Origin of the sequence: Paenibacillus sp. HWE-109, assembly GCF_022163125.1 — a bacterium.
Taxonomy (GTDB): Bacteria; Bacillota; Bacilli; order Paenibacillales; family NBRC-103111; genus Paenibacillus_E.
In genome coordinates, this window is record NZ_CP091881.1 from 2,168,592 (window position 1) to 2,183,152 (window position 14,561).

The window sequence follows — 14,561 nt, forward strand, 5'->3', positions numbered from 1 at the left end:
ATGGGTAAAATTCAGCTTTTAAGTGAACATATCGCCAACCAGATTGCCGCAGGGGAAGTGGTGGAACGCCCATCCTCTGTGGTCAAGGAGTTGGTTGAGAACTCGGTCGATGCCGCCAGCACGCGGATTGACGTGACGATTGAAGAGGGCGGTCTGCAATTAATCCGTGTGGCGGATAATGGTTCCGGAATGGCCTTGGAAGATTGTGAATTAGCCTTTCAACGCCATGCGACAAGCAAAATTGCCACGAGCAAAGATTTGTTCTCTATTCGCACGCTAGGCTTTCGGGGGGAGGCGCTGCCCAGTATTGCCTCTGTATCAAGACTCGAATGTGTCACAAGTTCAACGAACGATGGATTGGGCCGGAAAATTGTCATCGAAGGCGGCACGATTCGAAGCGTGGAAGAAACGGCCGCATCCCGTGGGACGGAAGTCACAGTACGGGATTTATTTTACAACACGCCAGCTCGGTTGAAATATATGAAAACGATTCAGACAGAGCTCGGGCATATCTCTGATTATTTGTACCGCTTGGCGCTTGCGCACCCCGGTGTTGCTTTCACCTTGAAGCATAATGGCAACACACTGCTCCAAACACTTGGCAATGGGGATTTGCTGCAAGTCATTGCCGGCATTTATGGCACAGCCATCGGCAAGCAAATGCTGCCCATCCAAGTGGACAGCTTGGATTACACCATCACGGGCTTCGTCGCGAAGCCTGAGATGACGCGCGCGAACCGCGGCGGTATCTCGACCATTGTGAATGGTCGCTATGTGCGCAATTTCGCGCTGAATCAAGCGCTGCTGCAGGGGTACCATACCCTGCTGCCGATCAACCGCTTTCCCGTTGCGGTGCTGCAAATCGGGATGGACCCGTCCTTGGTGGATGTGAACGTACATCCTTCCAAGCTGGAGGTCCGCTTCAGCAAGGAAGCGGAATTGACGGCGCTTATCGAAGCGGAAGTGAAGCGCTTGTTTGGTCGGCAGGTCTTGATTCCGCAAGGCGTCAAGCCAGCCGCTCCCAAAGGGGCTTACGTTCAGGAGCAGCTGGATCTGTCGCGGACGTTGGAACCGGAAGCGGCTCCCAACCCGCTGTCAACGACGACAACGCAGAGCACCGCTCCTGTTTCGTTGCCGAGTCAACGAGAGGCAAGCGGTATCGGAGAGCCCGTATCGTCGCCGCAGATCAAAGAAATGGTTGCGCCATATCGGCCAGAACCGCTTAAATCGCGTGAGACGGTTGCCTGGACGCCTCCTGTCCAGACACCGAGTAGTACGCCAAGTACGCCAAACTCAAGCAATGCGAACACATATCGAGCAGCTTCTGCATCGACACCTTCCTACTCGCCTCCTGTCAGCAATCCAAGAAGCACATCCATTCAGCAGCAGCGGCGTACGAATGAAGCTTTTATGGACTTGCTGCCCAAGATGGAGGACAGCGAGGCACCCAAGCTGCCGGCATTTCCGCGATTGGACCCGATCGGCCAAATGCACGGCACCTATCTGGTCGCGCAGAACGAAGACGGCTTGTTCTTGATTGACCAGCATGCAGCCCATGAGCGTATTAACTATGAATATTACTATGAGCGTTTTGGCAATCCTGCTGAGGCAAGCCAAGAATTGCTCGTTCCGATAACGTTGGAGTTTACGCCAGCGGAGGCAGGCTTGATTGCGGATAAACTGCCCCTTTTTGAACAGGCTGGCGTGTATATGGAAGCTTTCGGCGGCAATACTTTTCTGGTGCGCGCTCATCCCCATTGGTTCCCGTCCGGTGAAGAGAAAGGGATTGTGGAAGAAATGTGCGAATGGGTGCTCAGCGAGAAGAAGGCTGTTGACATTGCCAAGCTGCGGGAGAAGGCGGCCATTATGTGTTCCTGCAAAGCCTCAATCAAAGCCAATCAAGGACTTAGCGTACTTGAGATGGAAACGTTGATTGATCGTCTTGCCAGCTGCCGTAATCCTTATACATGCCCGCATGGACGGCCCATTGTTGTCAGTTTTACAACTTATGAACTGGAAAAAATGTTTAAGCGAGTGATGTGAAAATGTGTTAGTTACAACTTCTTATAATCCATCCCCTGAATTATGGGGAAAGGCGGGGCGGTTGGCTGCTATTTATAACGGCCGACTTGTTCCCCGCAAAAAGTATGCTTTGGAACATCTTAGAAGAAATCATCAGGATAATGCCCTACTGCTTGTGACGAGGGATGAGATCAGGTACTATGAAGATGAACATCCTGCGTATTTTTTTCACCCGAGCATGGCACTCGTTCGTGTTAAACGCATGCAGCGAGGCGAGTCAGACCTCTTGATTGAAGTGTCAGGCGCCGCAAGCGGCCATGTGATCGTGGACTGTACGGCTGGCCTGGCATCGGATGCCATCGTGTTTTCTTATGCGGTTGGCTCGCAGGGAAGCGTGACTGCCATTGAAAGTGAAGACATACCAGCGATGCTGATACATGAAGGGCTAGCTGTTTATGAATCTGAAGTTGCTGAGCTTAACGAAGCTATGAGACGGATTAAAGTCCTTAAGATGCAACATCTCGCTTATTTGCAGCAGTTGGCTGATCAGAGTGTGGATATCGTCTATTTTGATCCGATGTTTCGGAGTCCTATTGAGGAATCACAAGCGATTTCTCATCTAAGACGCAGCGCGAACGATGATGCGGTCAGTTTAGCATCAATCTCAGAAGCTAAACGTGTGGCCCGCAAGAGCATCGTGCTCAAAGAAAACAGAGACAGTCAAGAGTTTGCCCGGCTCGGATTCGAGCATGTGTTACGATCGACGACCAAAACAACCTATGGAGTGATTCGACTGTGTTAGCCCCATCAGCCAAGCCGAAATTACTCGTGCTGCTTGGTCCCACGGCAGTTGGCAAGACGAAGCTGAGCCTGGAAATTGCCCAGCAATTTGGCTGCGAAATTATATCCGGAGATTCCATGCAGGTTTACCGCGGGATGGATATCGGAACGGCCAAAGCCAGCGCTGCCGAGCAGAAGCTTGTCCCGCATCATTTGATCGATATTCATGATCCTTCGTATCCCTTTTCGGCTGCCGAATTTCAGGAGCGTGTGAAGGATTTAATTATGGATATCCATTCGCGCGGCAAGCTGCCATTTATCGTTGGAGGAACAGGTCTCTATATCGAGTCCGTCTGTTACAACTATCAATTTACGGATGTAAGTATGGATGAGGCGTTCCGCCAAGAACAGGAAGCGTTCGCGCTCACTTATGGCGATGAAGCCCTGCATGAGAAGCTGCGGCAGATTGATCCAGGCAGTGCGGATCGTCTGCATGCCAATGATCGCAGGCGTGTTATACGAGCCCTTGAGATTTATCATATCTCGGGTGAAACGATGTCTGCCCACTTGGCAGCCCAAAAAAAAGAATCGCCCTACGAACTATGTATCATTGGTTTAACGATGGATCGTGCCCTCTTATACAAGCGTATTGAAGAGCGGATCGACGCGATGATGCAGGAGGGCCTTATTGAAGAAGTTCAATCCCTTCTAGCCGCTGGCTGTCCGAAACAGGCGATTTCGATGCAAGCACTCGGATACAAAGAAATTGTGGGGTATCTAGAAGGCGAAATGAGTCTTGAAGAGGCTGTTACCTTGTTAAAGCGTGATACACGCCGATTTGCCAAGCGACAATTGTCCTGGTTTCGGCATATGAAAGACATTCATTGGGTAGATGTTACGGATTCAGCAAATTTTTCTGCCCATTTCCAAATTATTAATGATATACTAGCAGGAAAGTTTGTACATAAAATTGAATATAATTAACAAATATCACCATTAGAAAATAGCGCCTTCAGGGCGATAGTTTCATTCCATTAAGGGGGACCTACTGATGAACAGATCCATTAATATCCAGGACAATTTTCTTAACCAACTACGCAAAGAGAGCATTCCCGTCACCGTCTATTTAACTAATGGGTTCCAAATCAGAGGACTAATTCGTGCTTTCGACAACTTCACCATCATCATTGATAGTGAAGGCCGTCAACAAATGGTTTACAAGCATGCGATCTCAACCTTCACACCGCAACGTGCCGTTTCACTCATGGCTGCGGCTGAAGCAACGGAATAAGATCTTCTTCGTTTCGTTCGTTTTGCAACTTTTCGATGGACTGAATCGTCTAACCGAATAGAAACTTGTGGGAGCAACCTTGTTTAAGGTTGTTCTTTTGTTGGTTATTAGATAAAGAAATGAACAACGGGGGAGTCGGTGGATTTGGAGAAACCTACGAATAAGCAAACTACAACGAGTACGAAATCGAAGCCACAAGGCAGCAATAAAAGCTCTAAGAAGAAGGGGTTTAGCTTTCGCAAGTTGATTATGGGTACGATCATTGCAGGTATATTAGCTGTTATCTGTGCCTTAGCCATCTATATCGTCGTTATTATGAGTGGTTTCAAGATTTTGGAGAGCAACATTGATAAAATTGAAACGACAAATGAATCCACTCTTATTTATGCCCAGGAAGAAGGCAAAGATAAGGATGGGAAAGATAAGCCGCCAACCGAAATTTCCAAAATCTACAAAGGCGAGAACCGTGAGAGCGTCAATATTAAAGATGTGCCTGAGCGCTTGAAGCAAGCCTTCATTGCCACAGAAGACCGCCGTTTTGAGCAGCACGCAGGGGTCGACTTCTGGGCGATTGGCAGGGCTCTGGTCAAAGACGTCATACATATGAGCGCAGTAGAAGGCGGCAGCACAATTACGCAGCAGCTTGCCAAAAATGTGTTTCTCAGCTCGGAGAAAACAGCGTTCCGTAAAGGGACGGAAATGTCAATTGCTTTTGCACTGGACGAGAAATATACGAAGGATGAAATTCTTGAACGCTATTTGAACCGAATATTTTTCGGGAGCAATGCTTATGGAATTAAAGCGGCAGCCAAGGTTTACTTTGGTAAATCGAATCTGAATGACTTGAAAATCTGGGAGATGGCTACACTAGCCGCTTTGCCTAAGGCGCCATCGAAATATTCGCCAATCAAGAATCCGGATCTTTCCAAAGAGCGTCGTGCGGTTGTGCTAAGACTGATGACGGATCAAGGCTATATTACCGAAGCTGAGCGTGCAGAGGCAGCGGCTGTTGATTATGTGGCGCCTGCGGCTTCAACACAAGGCTCACAAGCGTATGCTTCTTATGTTGACTATGTGATGAATGAAGCCGAAGATATGTATGGCATTGATGAAGATGAATTGCTGACAAAAGGCTATCGCATCTACACGTCGATGAATGTGAATGCTCAAAAAGTGATGGAGCAAACGTACGCGAATCCAAAATTCTTCCAAGCAGATGCTTCCGATGGCGAGAAGATTCAAAGCGCAATGGTTATCATGGATAATAAAACGGGCGGTTTGATGGCGATGATTGGCGGTCGAGATTATAAATCGAGGGGCTTCAGTCGGGTTTATTCCAAAAGACAGCCAGGCTCCTCGTTTAAGCCGATTGCTGCTTACGGGCCTGCTTTGGAAAGCGGGAACTATACGCCTTACTCCATGATGGACGATACCCAAACGTCTTTCGGCAATGGAACGTATTCGCCTCGAAACTATGACCGGATTACTCATGGTCAAGTAACGATGTTTGAGGCTGTTAAGAAATCCTACAACTTGGCTCCTGTATGGTTGTTGGACCAAATTAAAGTGCCGACCGCATTGAAATTTGCCGAAAAGCTAGGCATTAAATTAAATGAGAAGAATGATCGCAACTTGGCTATCGCGCTAGGCGGTCTGAGCGATGGCGTGTCGCCGCTTCAAATGGCAGCAGCTTACACGGCATTTGCGAATCAAGGCGTGCAAAACAAAACGCATGCTATTCTCCGAATTACAGATGCACACGATAAGGAAATTGCGGTCTATAAGCCAGAGAAGAAACAAGTGATCCAACCGAAAACCTCTTACTATATGACCTTGCTGTTGCAGGGGGTAGTTGAGAAGGGCGGGACGGGGACACAAGCGAAAATGAACCGTCCGGTTGCCGGTAAAACAGGAACGACAGGCTTGGATATCAAAGGCTTGGAGAAATTCGACCGTGATGTGTGGTTCGTCGGTTACACGCCAGAGTGGACAGCCGCTGTGTGGGAAGGCTTCGACAAGGTAGATGCCAAGCACTACGTCACGATCGGCAGCGGAAGCCCGTCTTCCATTTTCAAAGAAGTGATGACGGAGTCCTTGAAAGGTCGTCCGGTAACGAATTTCGTGAAACCGGAGGGTGTTCAGGATTTAACTGAACCGCCAAGCGGCATTGCTGATTTAGCGGCTGTCTACGTGCCTGAAACGAAACTAGTGCAAGTCACATGGGCATCACAGGGAGACAAGATTGCTTATCGACTGTTCCGTAAAGGTGCCAATGAACCAGAGGCGAAAATGATCATTCAAACGCCGACGCCAGGTATTAACGATACCTCGATGAACAGAGGAGACACGTATCAATATTATGTTGTTCCTCTTAATTTGGAGACGAATATTGAAGGCGCCAAATCGAATGTGGCAACGGTCGAGATACCTAAGGACGACACACTGCCTGGCGGCGTAAGTCCTTCACCATCACCAGGTGTCTCGCCATCACCATCGCCTTCGCCTTCACCTGGGAATGGGAAAGATCCCATTGTTCCTTCGCCTTCGCCGGGAACCAAGCCGACACCATCGCCTACGCCTTCGGGTAAGCCTGGTACGAGTCCAACACCTAGCCCAACTGCGAACCCGAATCCGAGCCCAAGTCCGAGTCCATCGCCTTCTCCAGTGAATAAGCCTGTTGATGGACCGGCAGATAAGCCCAAGGATGGCAAAGAGGACGCACTGGCACCGAAAGCACAATAACGAATACGCCAGCTTAACAGCTGGCACACCAACTAACTCATTCTTGGAGGAAACCACATGAACTTGTTTAAATCAACGAAGCTGCTTCCCATTGCATTAATTGGATTGACTTTATTCGCCTCAGCATGCGGCAATAAACCTACAGAAACAACCGGCGGCACAGCTACTCCCAAAAGTGGCACAGCAACAACGGCTCCAACAGCCACGCCAGCAACTTCCGCAACAGCTTCACCTGCCGCAGGAGCAGCCAAGCAATGGACGAAGGCGCCTGATATGATGATTGATGTCAAGAAAACGTATCAAGCCGATGTCGTAACATCCAAAGGTTCATTCACGATTGATCTATTCGCTGATGAAGCGCCAAAAACGGTAAATAACTTCGTTTTCTTGTCCAAAGAAGGGTTTTACAACAACATTACGTTTCACCGTATTATCAAAACGTTCATGATTCAAACGGGAGATCCCAAAGGCACAGGCACCGGCGGACCGGGATATAAATTCGCTGATGAGTTGAAAACAACACATAAATATGAAGCAGGCATTGTCGCTATGGCGAATTCCGGTCCGAATACAAACGGCAGTCAGTTCTTCATTTGTTCCGGTGATGATTGCGCATCCCTGAACAAATCGCCGAATTATTCTATTTTCGGAAAAGTAACAGCGGAAGGCATGGCCACGATTGCCAAAATCGCGGAAACGCCAGTAGAGATGGGCGGAGAAGCGACGCCATCCAAGCCAAAGGAAAAAGTGACCATTACATCGATCACGATTAAAGAGAAATAGTCTGTTCTATCATGGATATTTACTTAGGATGAGATGGGAGATGATGCCGAGTGAAACAACCCTGTTTATTGTTCCACGGATTTACAGGCGGGCCCTACGAAGTCGAACCGTTAGCTCGGCATTTGCGTGAACGCGGACAAAGTTGCGAGGTTCCGAATCTGCCTTGGAATGGGGATTCTTATCACCACTTGAAAGCTTCTCATTGGGAAGATTGGGTGCGGGCGGCTGAAGCTCATGCCCAGAGCATGACCGCGAGACACGGTTCTTTTGATATGATTGGCTTCTCCATGGGGGGGCTGCTTGCTGCTTATTTATCCGTCAGATATCCGATCAGAAAGCTTATTCTGCTGAACACGGCAGTTATTTATGTCAGTCCCGGGCGAATGCTGGAAGTAATTCGCGATGAGTGGAAGTACCAACGGAAAGTCAGTCTGGTGAAAGCCACATCGACACCGCTCCGAGCCACCTGGCAATTTACTCGACTGGTACGGCATCTGAAACCGGAACTAAGTCAAGTGAACATACCGACTATGATTGCGCAGTCCGAAAAAGATCAGGTGATACATCCGCAAAGCGCACGCTACATTTATAGTAAGCTGAGAGGGCCACGCGAGATCCATTGGCATCCCAGATCCAATCATCTGATTTGTCATAGTGACGATGCACCGAATTTGTTTCGTCAAGTTAGCGTATTTTTGGATAAGGAGTAAACGTGCATGGCAGCGAAGGCCCCTATGAACAATAAACAAAGAACCGTTGCTCCAAAATCTAAAAAAACTGGAAAATTACCGAAATCAAAGCTTAGACGCACGTTTACTAACTTATTTCGTCTAATCGTCATTGTTTTCTTACTAGGTGTTGCCTGGATTGCCTATGTGCAATGGAAAGTACAAGTAGCTCCCAACCAACCTTTGCCGGATCAAGTCGATGTAGGGATTGTTCTAGGCGCCTCTTTACGGATGGATATACCGAGTCCTGGACTGCAAGAACGATTGGATTTAGCTGTCAATTTATATAAGCAGGGTAAATTCAAACAATTGATCGTTAGCGGCGGGTTGGATCATAACGGGTCTAAGCTAACAGAAGCGGAAGGCATGCGTGATTATTTGGTGAAACAAGGATTGCCTGCCAAAAGCATTCTGCTGGAGCCTAAAGCTACCAGCACCTATGAAAATCTGCTGTTCAGCAAGCAAATTATGGATAAGCAGGGTCTGGTGAGCTCGATTATCGTCACCCATCAATTCCATGGTTCACGCTCGTTGGACATTGCTGAAACGATTGGCTTGAAACAGCCAATTGTCTCCTCTACGAAGTCTGAGGTACTGTTCATGCCTTATCATGAGGCAAGGGAAACGTTGGCGTATACGAAGTGGTTTTTGACGAAAATGCGGCTCAAAGCTGGCGTGTAAGCCATAATAAAACAGAGACTGCTCTTAGGTTTTCACAACCTGCTGAGACAGTCTCTGTTTTTTGTTGCGGGTTAGCCGTTGACGATCGTCCCGCCGTTTACATGCAGAACCTGCCCCGCCATATAGGAAGAATCCTCACTGGCCAGAAAGACGTAGCTGGCAGCGAGCTCACCCGGCTGCCCTGCACGCTTCATCGGTGTAGTTGAACCGAAGGTCGCCACTTCCTCCGCCGTGAACGTAGAGGGGATGAGAGGCGTCCAGATCGGTCCTGGAGCAACGGCATTCACGCGAATACCCTTGGGGTTTAATTGCAGCGACAGAGAGCGCGTGAAGGTCACGATGGCGCCTTTGGTTGCTGAATAGTCAACTAGCTGCTCATGACCGTGATAGGCTGTAATAGAAGCTGTATTGATGATGGCACTCCCTGATTTCAGATGGGGAAGTGCAGCTTTGCTCAAATAGAAAAACGAGAAAATATTCGTCCGGAAAGTCCGTTCGAGCTGCTCGGCTGTAATGTCGGCAATACTCGGTTGAGGATGCTGTTCAGCGGCATTATTGACCAAGATATCGAGTTTGCCGAATTGTTTCACAGCCTGCTCAATTACCTGTTTGCAAAAGTTTTCATCCCCGATGTCTCCAGCGACGTGGAGGCACTTTCGTCCAGCTTGCTCAACGAGCGAGTGGGTCTTTTCCGCATCGCTGTGCTCGTTCAGATAAACCAGCACAACATCAGCGCCTTCTTTGGCATATGCAATGGCGATTGCTCTTCCGATTCCGCTGTCGCCTCCCGTAATGAGTGCGACCTTATCCTTCAGCTTACCGGCTGCCTTGTATTGTGCCTGATCAAACTCAGGCCGAGGGTTCATCTGCGACTCGATCCCAGGCTGTTGATTCTGATGTTGCGGTGGGAAAACAGGTTTCTCTTGCGTTGTTGTTGCCAAGTTGCACGGCTCCTTTCATCCTATCCAATTCTAACTTAGGATGATGCAAAGGAAGGTAAATCATTCTTCACGCGGTAATGATAGTTGAATCTTGCTTGATAGCCAAGCTTTTCGTACAAATGAATCGCTGGTTTATTGCTGGTGATCACCTGCAAATATTGCTGCACAGCTCCGTGGGCGATACTCCACTTGGTTAATTCATCCATCAGCAGGTAACTGATCCCTCTGCCGCGGAAGTTCTCATGGACTACGACGTTAACGAAACCAGCCCAATTGCCTTCGACAATGGCTGTTCCTAGCGCGATGATTTGACCATCTTGCTTGAGCTTGACGAACCCTTTCGAATCAGGCATTCTATCAAATAGACCCCTATAGAAAGTTCTCCGTTCTTCAGGTAACTGCTCTAAGGCAAGGAAAGCATCCAGCCATTCCGTATCCGCGGTGCCTGAACATGATGTTGAAATACCGTTAGATGTTCTTTGATTTATTCGCTGACTAGTCTGTTCCGCTGCATATTGACTGGAGGCGATCATGAGGAGACAAGGGGTATCGAGAACATAGCCTTGACTTGCCAGCAGCTCATCCAAGCCCTCTGGAGATGCACTGCTCACATGAAAAGCAGCAGGCAGCCCTTTGGATTGATAGAATTGCTCGATGTGTGCCAACCAGTTATCATTGGAGGGAAAGCCGTTGATAGCCAGCACGCTGTTGGCACGTTTGGTAACGCCGCGAGAAGCTCTCAGCAGCCAATGCTCCACGAAGGTTGAGGTTTCAGAAGGCCATGTGTTTGCCGCAATGAGATCAATGTGTTGACATAGGGCAGTGTCGCTGTTCAAAAAGGATCATCTCCTAGATATGAATACATATAATATTAATAAATATACAATTTTGTGCATAAAAATTCAATGATGCTTGTTGGAATTGTCCAACTCACATTGTAGAAGCGGGAGATGCTGCAGTTGGATATTAGCATAAGAACAGCGCAATTAGATGATTATGAGGCTGTCAATACCATCATTTATGCAGGTCAGGAGGAGCATGCGGATGCGCTTCCGGATCGTTTTGCCCGTTTGGATCGTGTGGTGGCGATGGGTTGGTATCGCAGTTTTGCAGATCAGCACAATAAAGCGATACTGGTTGCCGAAACACAGGGCAGGGTTGTTGGTGTTGCTATGCTCGAAATGAAGAAGAGCCCTTCCTATGAAGCTTTGGTGCCCCGAACCTATGCTTATCTCAACGAACTAGCTGTTTCACCCGATGCTCAGCGGCAAGGCATTGGCACAGCGCTTTACAAATCTTCGGTTAGCTGGGCTCAAGAACGGGGTGCGTCTACGCTGGAACTCAACGTCTGGGAATTCAACGAGCGGGCTATTGCTTTCTATCAATCCCTAGGGATGCTTACTTTGAATCGTACCATGTCTATGAATTTATCACTTTAATAAAAGGAGCAAGCCGATGTTATTCATTCATAATGAAGGAATTACGGATCCGCGCATTAATCTAGCCATTGAGGAGTACGCCCTGAGACATCTTCCTGCGGAGGAAAGTTACCTTCTCTTTTATATCAACGAATCCTCCATTATTATTGGCAAAAATCAAAATACATTGGAAGAAATCAATCCTGAGTATGTCAAAGAAAACAATCTGCATGTGGTTCGCCGACTATCCGGCGGTGGAGCCGTCTATCATGATTTGGGTAATCTCAATTTCAGCTTCATCACCCAAGATGACGGCAATTCATTTCACAATTTCCAAAAGTTTACGGAACCGGTGGTTGCGGCTCTTCACAGCCTTGGGGTAGAAGCGGCTTTAACTGGACGCAATGATATCCAAGTGGGTGAACGTAAAATTTCGGGCAACGCCCAATTTGCGACCAAAGGCAGAATGTTCAGCCACGGGACTCTTTTATTCGATTCAGAAATTGAAAATGTGGTATCGGCGCTGCGCGTCAATGCCGACAAAATTCAGTCGAAAGGGATCAAATCGATTCGCAGCCGAGTCGCTAACATTGTGGAATTGTTGAAAGAGCCGATGCTGATGGAAGAATTCCGCGCGAAACTGCTTACTTTTATTTTCGGAGTCGATGCTGACAAAGTGCCAACGTATATCTTAACGGAAGAAGATTGGGTACGCATCCATGCGTTATCTGAAGAGCGTTATCAGAATTGGGATTGGAATTATGGCAAATCTCCACGCAGCACAGTGCAAAATTCCAAACGCTTCGAAGGAGTAGGAACCCTTGATGTGCGTCTGGATATTGAAGAAGGCCATGTGAAGCAAATTAAAATCTATGGGGACTACTTTGGAGCAGGGGATGTGGCCGAGCTGGAGGGGATCTTGCAAGGCTGCCGATATGAAGAGTCTGCCATTAGAGAACGATTGGCTGACATAGAACTGCGTCGCTATTTTGGCACGCTGGATCAGGATTCTTTTGTAGCTTTGCTGCTGATGGCATAGTTGACTGTGAGGGAGGTATTCAAGCAATGACCAAGCTTTATTTGATTCGTCATGGTGAGACGTTGTGGAATGTAGAGCGGAGAATGCAGGGTCATCTGGATTCACCGCTTTCAGCGTTAGGTGAGCAGCAAGCCGCTTGGTTGTCTCAAGCGCTCAGCGACATCGAATTCGATGTCGTATGTGCAAGCAGCAGCGGACGCACGCGGCAGACAGCAGAGATCATCAAGGGTTCGCGCGACCTGCAAATCCATGTTTCTGACGACTGGAAAGAAATGAATTTAGGGGCCTGGGAAGGTCGGATATCGGCAGAAATCGAGGAGTTGGAACCAGACAATTTCCATGCATTCTGGCATGCTCCTCAGCTGTACAAGTCTGCGCATGGTGAATCCTACGAGGATTTGCGAGATCGGGTCATACCTGCGCTGACACAATTGATTAACGAGCACGCAGGAAAAACGATCGCTTTAATTTCTCATACGGTTACCCTAAAGATGATGATGGCGTATTTGGAACGTAGAACGCTTGCTGAGCTGTGGAACCCGCCATATTTTCATCCGACTTGTTTAAGTATTGTTGAATTTATTGATCAAGAACCCAACATTCGACTTCATGGGGATACGTCCCATTATCAAAAAGAGGCGTTTGGGTATTAATGACAGGATTTGAAGGAGGACGTTACCATGATTCTTGAAGTCGCTATACTACCGGTTATTGCGGGGAAAAATGCCGAGTTTGAAACCGCGTTCCGTCAAGCTTCGTCGATTATTTCGTCGATGAAAGGCTATATTTCGCATGAATTGCAAACCTGTATGGAAGACAATAACAAATATTTGCTGCTTGTGAAGTGGGAAACGCTGGAAGATCATACGGTTGGATTTCGAGGTTCGGCTGAATATCAAGAATGGCGCAAACTGCTGCATCATTTCTATGATCCGTTCCCTGTCGTGGAACATTATACGCCTACCCAAGCCTATATGCCGGAATAAAGGCGATCGCGGTCTAAAATGGATGATACGAGCGTAGGATGGATGGATACGAACCATTAAACCATCCTGTAAACGAGGTGATCCTCATGAGTGGTCGAAGCTTGCCATCCAGACAGATCAACATCGTCTTGCGGCAGCCTGAGCCTGGCACGCATAAGCGATCGGTCGATGGTGTGGGCGACCCATTGAACGCTTCGCCGCTGGCTGATTCCGAGCCTCATCTGAACGGAAAAAGGACGCCAATGGAAGGTCCTCTCTCGGATATTTTCAAAGAGCTGGCCCAATTGATTGGTCTCGATAATGTCAAAGAGCTCGTTCATGAAATTTATGCGCTGCTCCAAATTGCGCAGTTCCGCGCAGAAGCAGGTTTGATCAGCAACGCCCACGTGTATCATATGATATTTAAAGGCAGCCCAGGCACTGGCAAAACGACTGTCGCCAGGTTGATGGGGCGCATGTTCCATGCGATGGGTGTCTTGAGCAAAGGTCACTTTATCGAAGTGGAACGCGCGGATCTTGTCGGTGAATATATTGGGCATACGGCACTTAAGACACGTGAACTGATGAAAAAAGCGATGGGCGGCATTCTCTTTATCGATGAAGCTTATAGCTTGGCACGCGGTGGTGACAAGGATTTTGGGAAAGAATCGATTGATGCGCTGGTCAAAGGTATGGAGGATAAAAAGAATGAATTTATTCTTATTCTAGCCGGCTATAGCGATGAAATGGATCAATTTCTGGCCACGAATCCCGGGCTGCCTTCGCGGTTTCCGATACAAATTGATTTTGAGGATTATCCGATTGAACAATTGATTCAGATTACGGAGCTTATGGCCAAAGACCGTGAGTATGTGCTGCTGCCGCAGACCCTTGTGAAGTTGAAACAGCATTTAATCGAAGAAAAGGCATCGACTTGGCGGGCATTCAGCAATGCGAGATATGTCCGCAATATCCTCGAGAAATCAATGAGGCATCAAGCTGTAAGATTGCTAAGCCAATATGTCAATGCGCCTTCCAAGATTGAATTGATGTCCATCCGGCCGGAAGATATGAAATTTAAATGAAATTTTCTTCGAGCTATTTAACTTATTTTAAGTTAAATGGCTTTTTTATTTTATAAAGTAATTGACAGAAAGGACGATCGGAGTAA

Annotated in this window: 15 protein-coding genes; 13 read left to right on the forward strand and 2 right to left on the reverse strand. The window is 47.9% G+C overall.

All coding sequences use genetic code 11. The annotated features are described in order from the left end of the window. From mutL to LOZ80_RS08640, 8 genes are all read left to right on the forward strand, one after another. A complete protein-coding gene (gene mutL / locus LOZ80_RS08605; protein ID WP_238171038.1) occupies nt 1-2,043 on the forward strand; it encodes a DNA mismatch repair endonuclease MutL in 2,043 nt (680 codons plus the stop codon). A gap of 61 nt (nt 2,044-2,104) precedes the next feature. Further along, on the forward strand, nt 2,105-2,824 hold the full coding sequence (locus LOZ80_RS08610; protein ID WP_238171039.1) for a class I SAM-dependent methyltransferase: 720 nt from the start codon (nt 2,105-2,107) through the stop codon (nt 2,822-2,824). Continuing rightward, on the forward strand, nt 2,818-3,786 hold the full coding sequence (gene miaA / locus LOZ80_RS08615) for a tRNA (adenosine(37)-N6)-dimethylallyltransferase MiaA (RefSeq protein ID WP_238171040.1): 969 nt from the start codon (nt 2,818-2,820) through the stop codon (nt 3,784-3,786). The genes LOZ80_RS08610 and miaA overlap by 7 nt, the downstream gene beginning before the upstream one ends. A 67-nt stretch (nt 3,787-3,853) precedes the next feature. Continuing rightward, complete coding sequence (gene hfq, locus LOZ80_RS08620) at nt 3,854-4,093, forward strand: RNA chaperone Hfq (protein ID WP_056620871.1); 240 nt, start codon at nt 3,854-3,856, stop codon at nt 4,091-4,093. Between the two features lie 144 nt (nt 4,094-4,237). Beyond that, nucleotides 4,238-6,835, forward strand: coding sequence for a transglycosylase domain-containing protein (locus LOZ80_RS08625; RefSeq protein ID WP_238171041.1), 2,598 nt, complete (start codon nt 4,238-4,240; stop codon nt 6,833-6,835). Nucleotides 6,836-6,892: 57 nt separating this feature from the next. Then, the gene (locus LOZ80_RS08630) at nt 6,893-7,618 is read left to right on the forward strand and encodes a peptidylprolyl isomerase (protein ID WP_238171042.1); all 726 of its coding nucleotides are present in this window, start codon (nt 6,893-6,895) and stop codon (nt 7,616-7,618) included. A 50-nt stretch (nt 7,619-7,668) separates the two neighbouring features. Further along, nucleotides 7,669-8,328, forward strand: coding sequence for an alpha/beta hydrolase (locus LOZ80_RS08635; protein WP_238171043.1), 660 nt, complete (start codon nt 7,669-7,671; stop codon nt 8,326-8,328). Nucleotides 8,329-8,334: 6 nt separating this feature from the next. Beyond that, entirely contained in the window at nt 8,335-9,027 is a 693-nt protein-coding gene (locus tag LOZ80_RS08640) for a YdcF family protein (protein ID WP_238171044.1), read from the forward strand. Between the two features lie 71 nt (nt 9,028-9,098). On the opposite strand, the gene LOZ80_RS08645 is transcribed toward LOZ80_RS08640, so the two are convergent. Both LOZ80_RS08645 and LOZ80_RS08650 read right to left on the reverse strand, forming a co-directional pair. Then, nucleotides 9,099-9,968 carry an SDR family oxidoreductase gene (locus LOZ80_RS08645; RefSeq protein WP_238171045.1) on the reverse strand — a complete coding sequence of 290 codons (870 nt, stop codon included), beginning with the start codon at nt 9,966-9,968 and terminating at the stop codon, nt 9,099-9,101. A gap of 35 nt (nt 9,969-10,003) precedes the next feature. Then, nucleotides 10,004-10,804 (reverse strand): GNAT family N-acetyltransferase, encoded by an 801-nt coding sequence (locus LOZ80_RS08650; RefSeq protein ID WP_238171046.1) that lies wholly within the window; start codon nt 10,802-10,804, stop codon nt 10,004-10,006. A gap of 123 nt (nt 10,805-10,927) precedes the next feature. Here LOZ80_RS08650 and LOZ80_RS08655 point away from each other — a divergent pair, with 123 nt between their 5' ends. From LOZ80_RS08655 to LOZ80_RS08675, 5 genes are all read left to right on the forward strand, one after another. Continuing rightward, nucleotides 10,928-11,407, forward strand: coding sequence for a GNAT family N-acetyltransferase (locus LOZ80_RS08655; RefSeq protein ID WP_238171047.1), 480 nt, complete (start codon nt 10,928-10,930; stop codon nt 11,405-11,407). Between the two features lie 16 nt (nt 11,408-11,423). After that, on the forward strand, nt 11,424-12,425 hold the full coding sequence (locus LOZ80_RS08660) for a lipoate--protein ligase (RefSeq protein WP_238171048.1): 1,002 nt from the start codon (nt 11,424-11,426) through the stop codon (nt 12,423-12,425). Between the two features lie 26 nt (nt 12,426-12,451). Next, nucleotides 12,452-13,078, forward strand: coding sequence for a histidine phosphatase family protein (locus tag LOZ80_RS08665; RefSeq protein ID WP_238171049.1), 627 nt, complete (start codon nt 12,452-12,454; stop codon nt 13,076-13,078). A gap of 27 nt (nt 13,079-13,105) precedes the next feature. Beyond that, nucleotides 13,106-13,411 carry an antibiotic biosynthesis monooxygenase family protein gene (locus LOZ80_RS08670; RefSeq protein ID WP_238171050.1) on the forward strand — a complete coding sequence of 102 codons (306 nt, stop codon included), beginning with the start codon at nt 13,106-13,108 and terminating at the stop codon, nt 13,409-13,411. Nucleotides 13,412-13,497: 86 nt separating this feature from the next. Beyond that, nucleotides 13,498-14,475: an AAA family ATPase gene (locus LOZ80_RS08675; protein ID WP_238171051.1), complete on the forward strand. Its 978-nt coding sequence runs from the start codon at nt 13,498-13,500 to the stop codon at nt 14,473-14,475. The last annotated feature ends 86 nt before the right edge of the window (nt 14,476-14,561 follow it).

Bases quoted from the DNA above. Each gene is read 5' to 3' on its own strand.
- LOZ80_RS08665 (WP_238171049.1), top strand. From the start codon at position 12,452: ATGACCAAGCTTTATTTGATTCGTCATGGTGAGACGTTGTGGAATGTA.
- LOZ80_RS08675 (WP_238171051.1), top strand. From the start codon at position 13,498: ATGAGTGGTCGAAGCTTGCCATCCAGACAGATCAACATCGTCTTGCGG.
- LOZ80_RS08630 (WP_238171042.1), top strand. From the start codon at position 6,893: ATGAACTTGTTTAAATCAACGAAGCTGCTTCCCATTGCATTAATTGGA.
- LOZ80_RS08670 (WP_238171050.1), top strand. From the start codon at position 13,106: ATGATTCTTGAAGTCGCTATACTACCGGTTATTGCGGGGAAAAATGCC.
- hfq (WP_056620871.1), top strand. From the start codon at position 3,854: ATGAACAGATCCATTAATATCCAGGACAATTTTCTTAACCAACTACGC.
- mutL (WP_238171038.1), top strand. From the start codon at position 1: ATGGGTAAAATTCAGCTTTTAAGTGAACATATCGCCAACCAGATTGCC.
- LOZ80_RS08660 (WP_238171048.1), top strand. From the start codon at position 11,424: ATGTTATTCATTCATAATGAAGGAATTACGGATCCGCGCATTAATCTA.
- LOZ80_RS08640 (WP_238171044.1), top strand. From the start codon at position 8,335: ATGGCAGCGAAGGCCCCTATGAACAATAAACAAAGAACCGTTGCTCCA.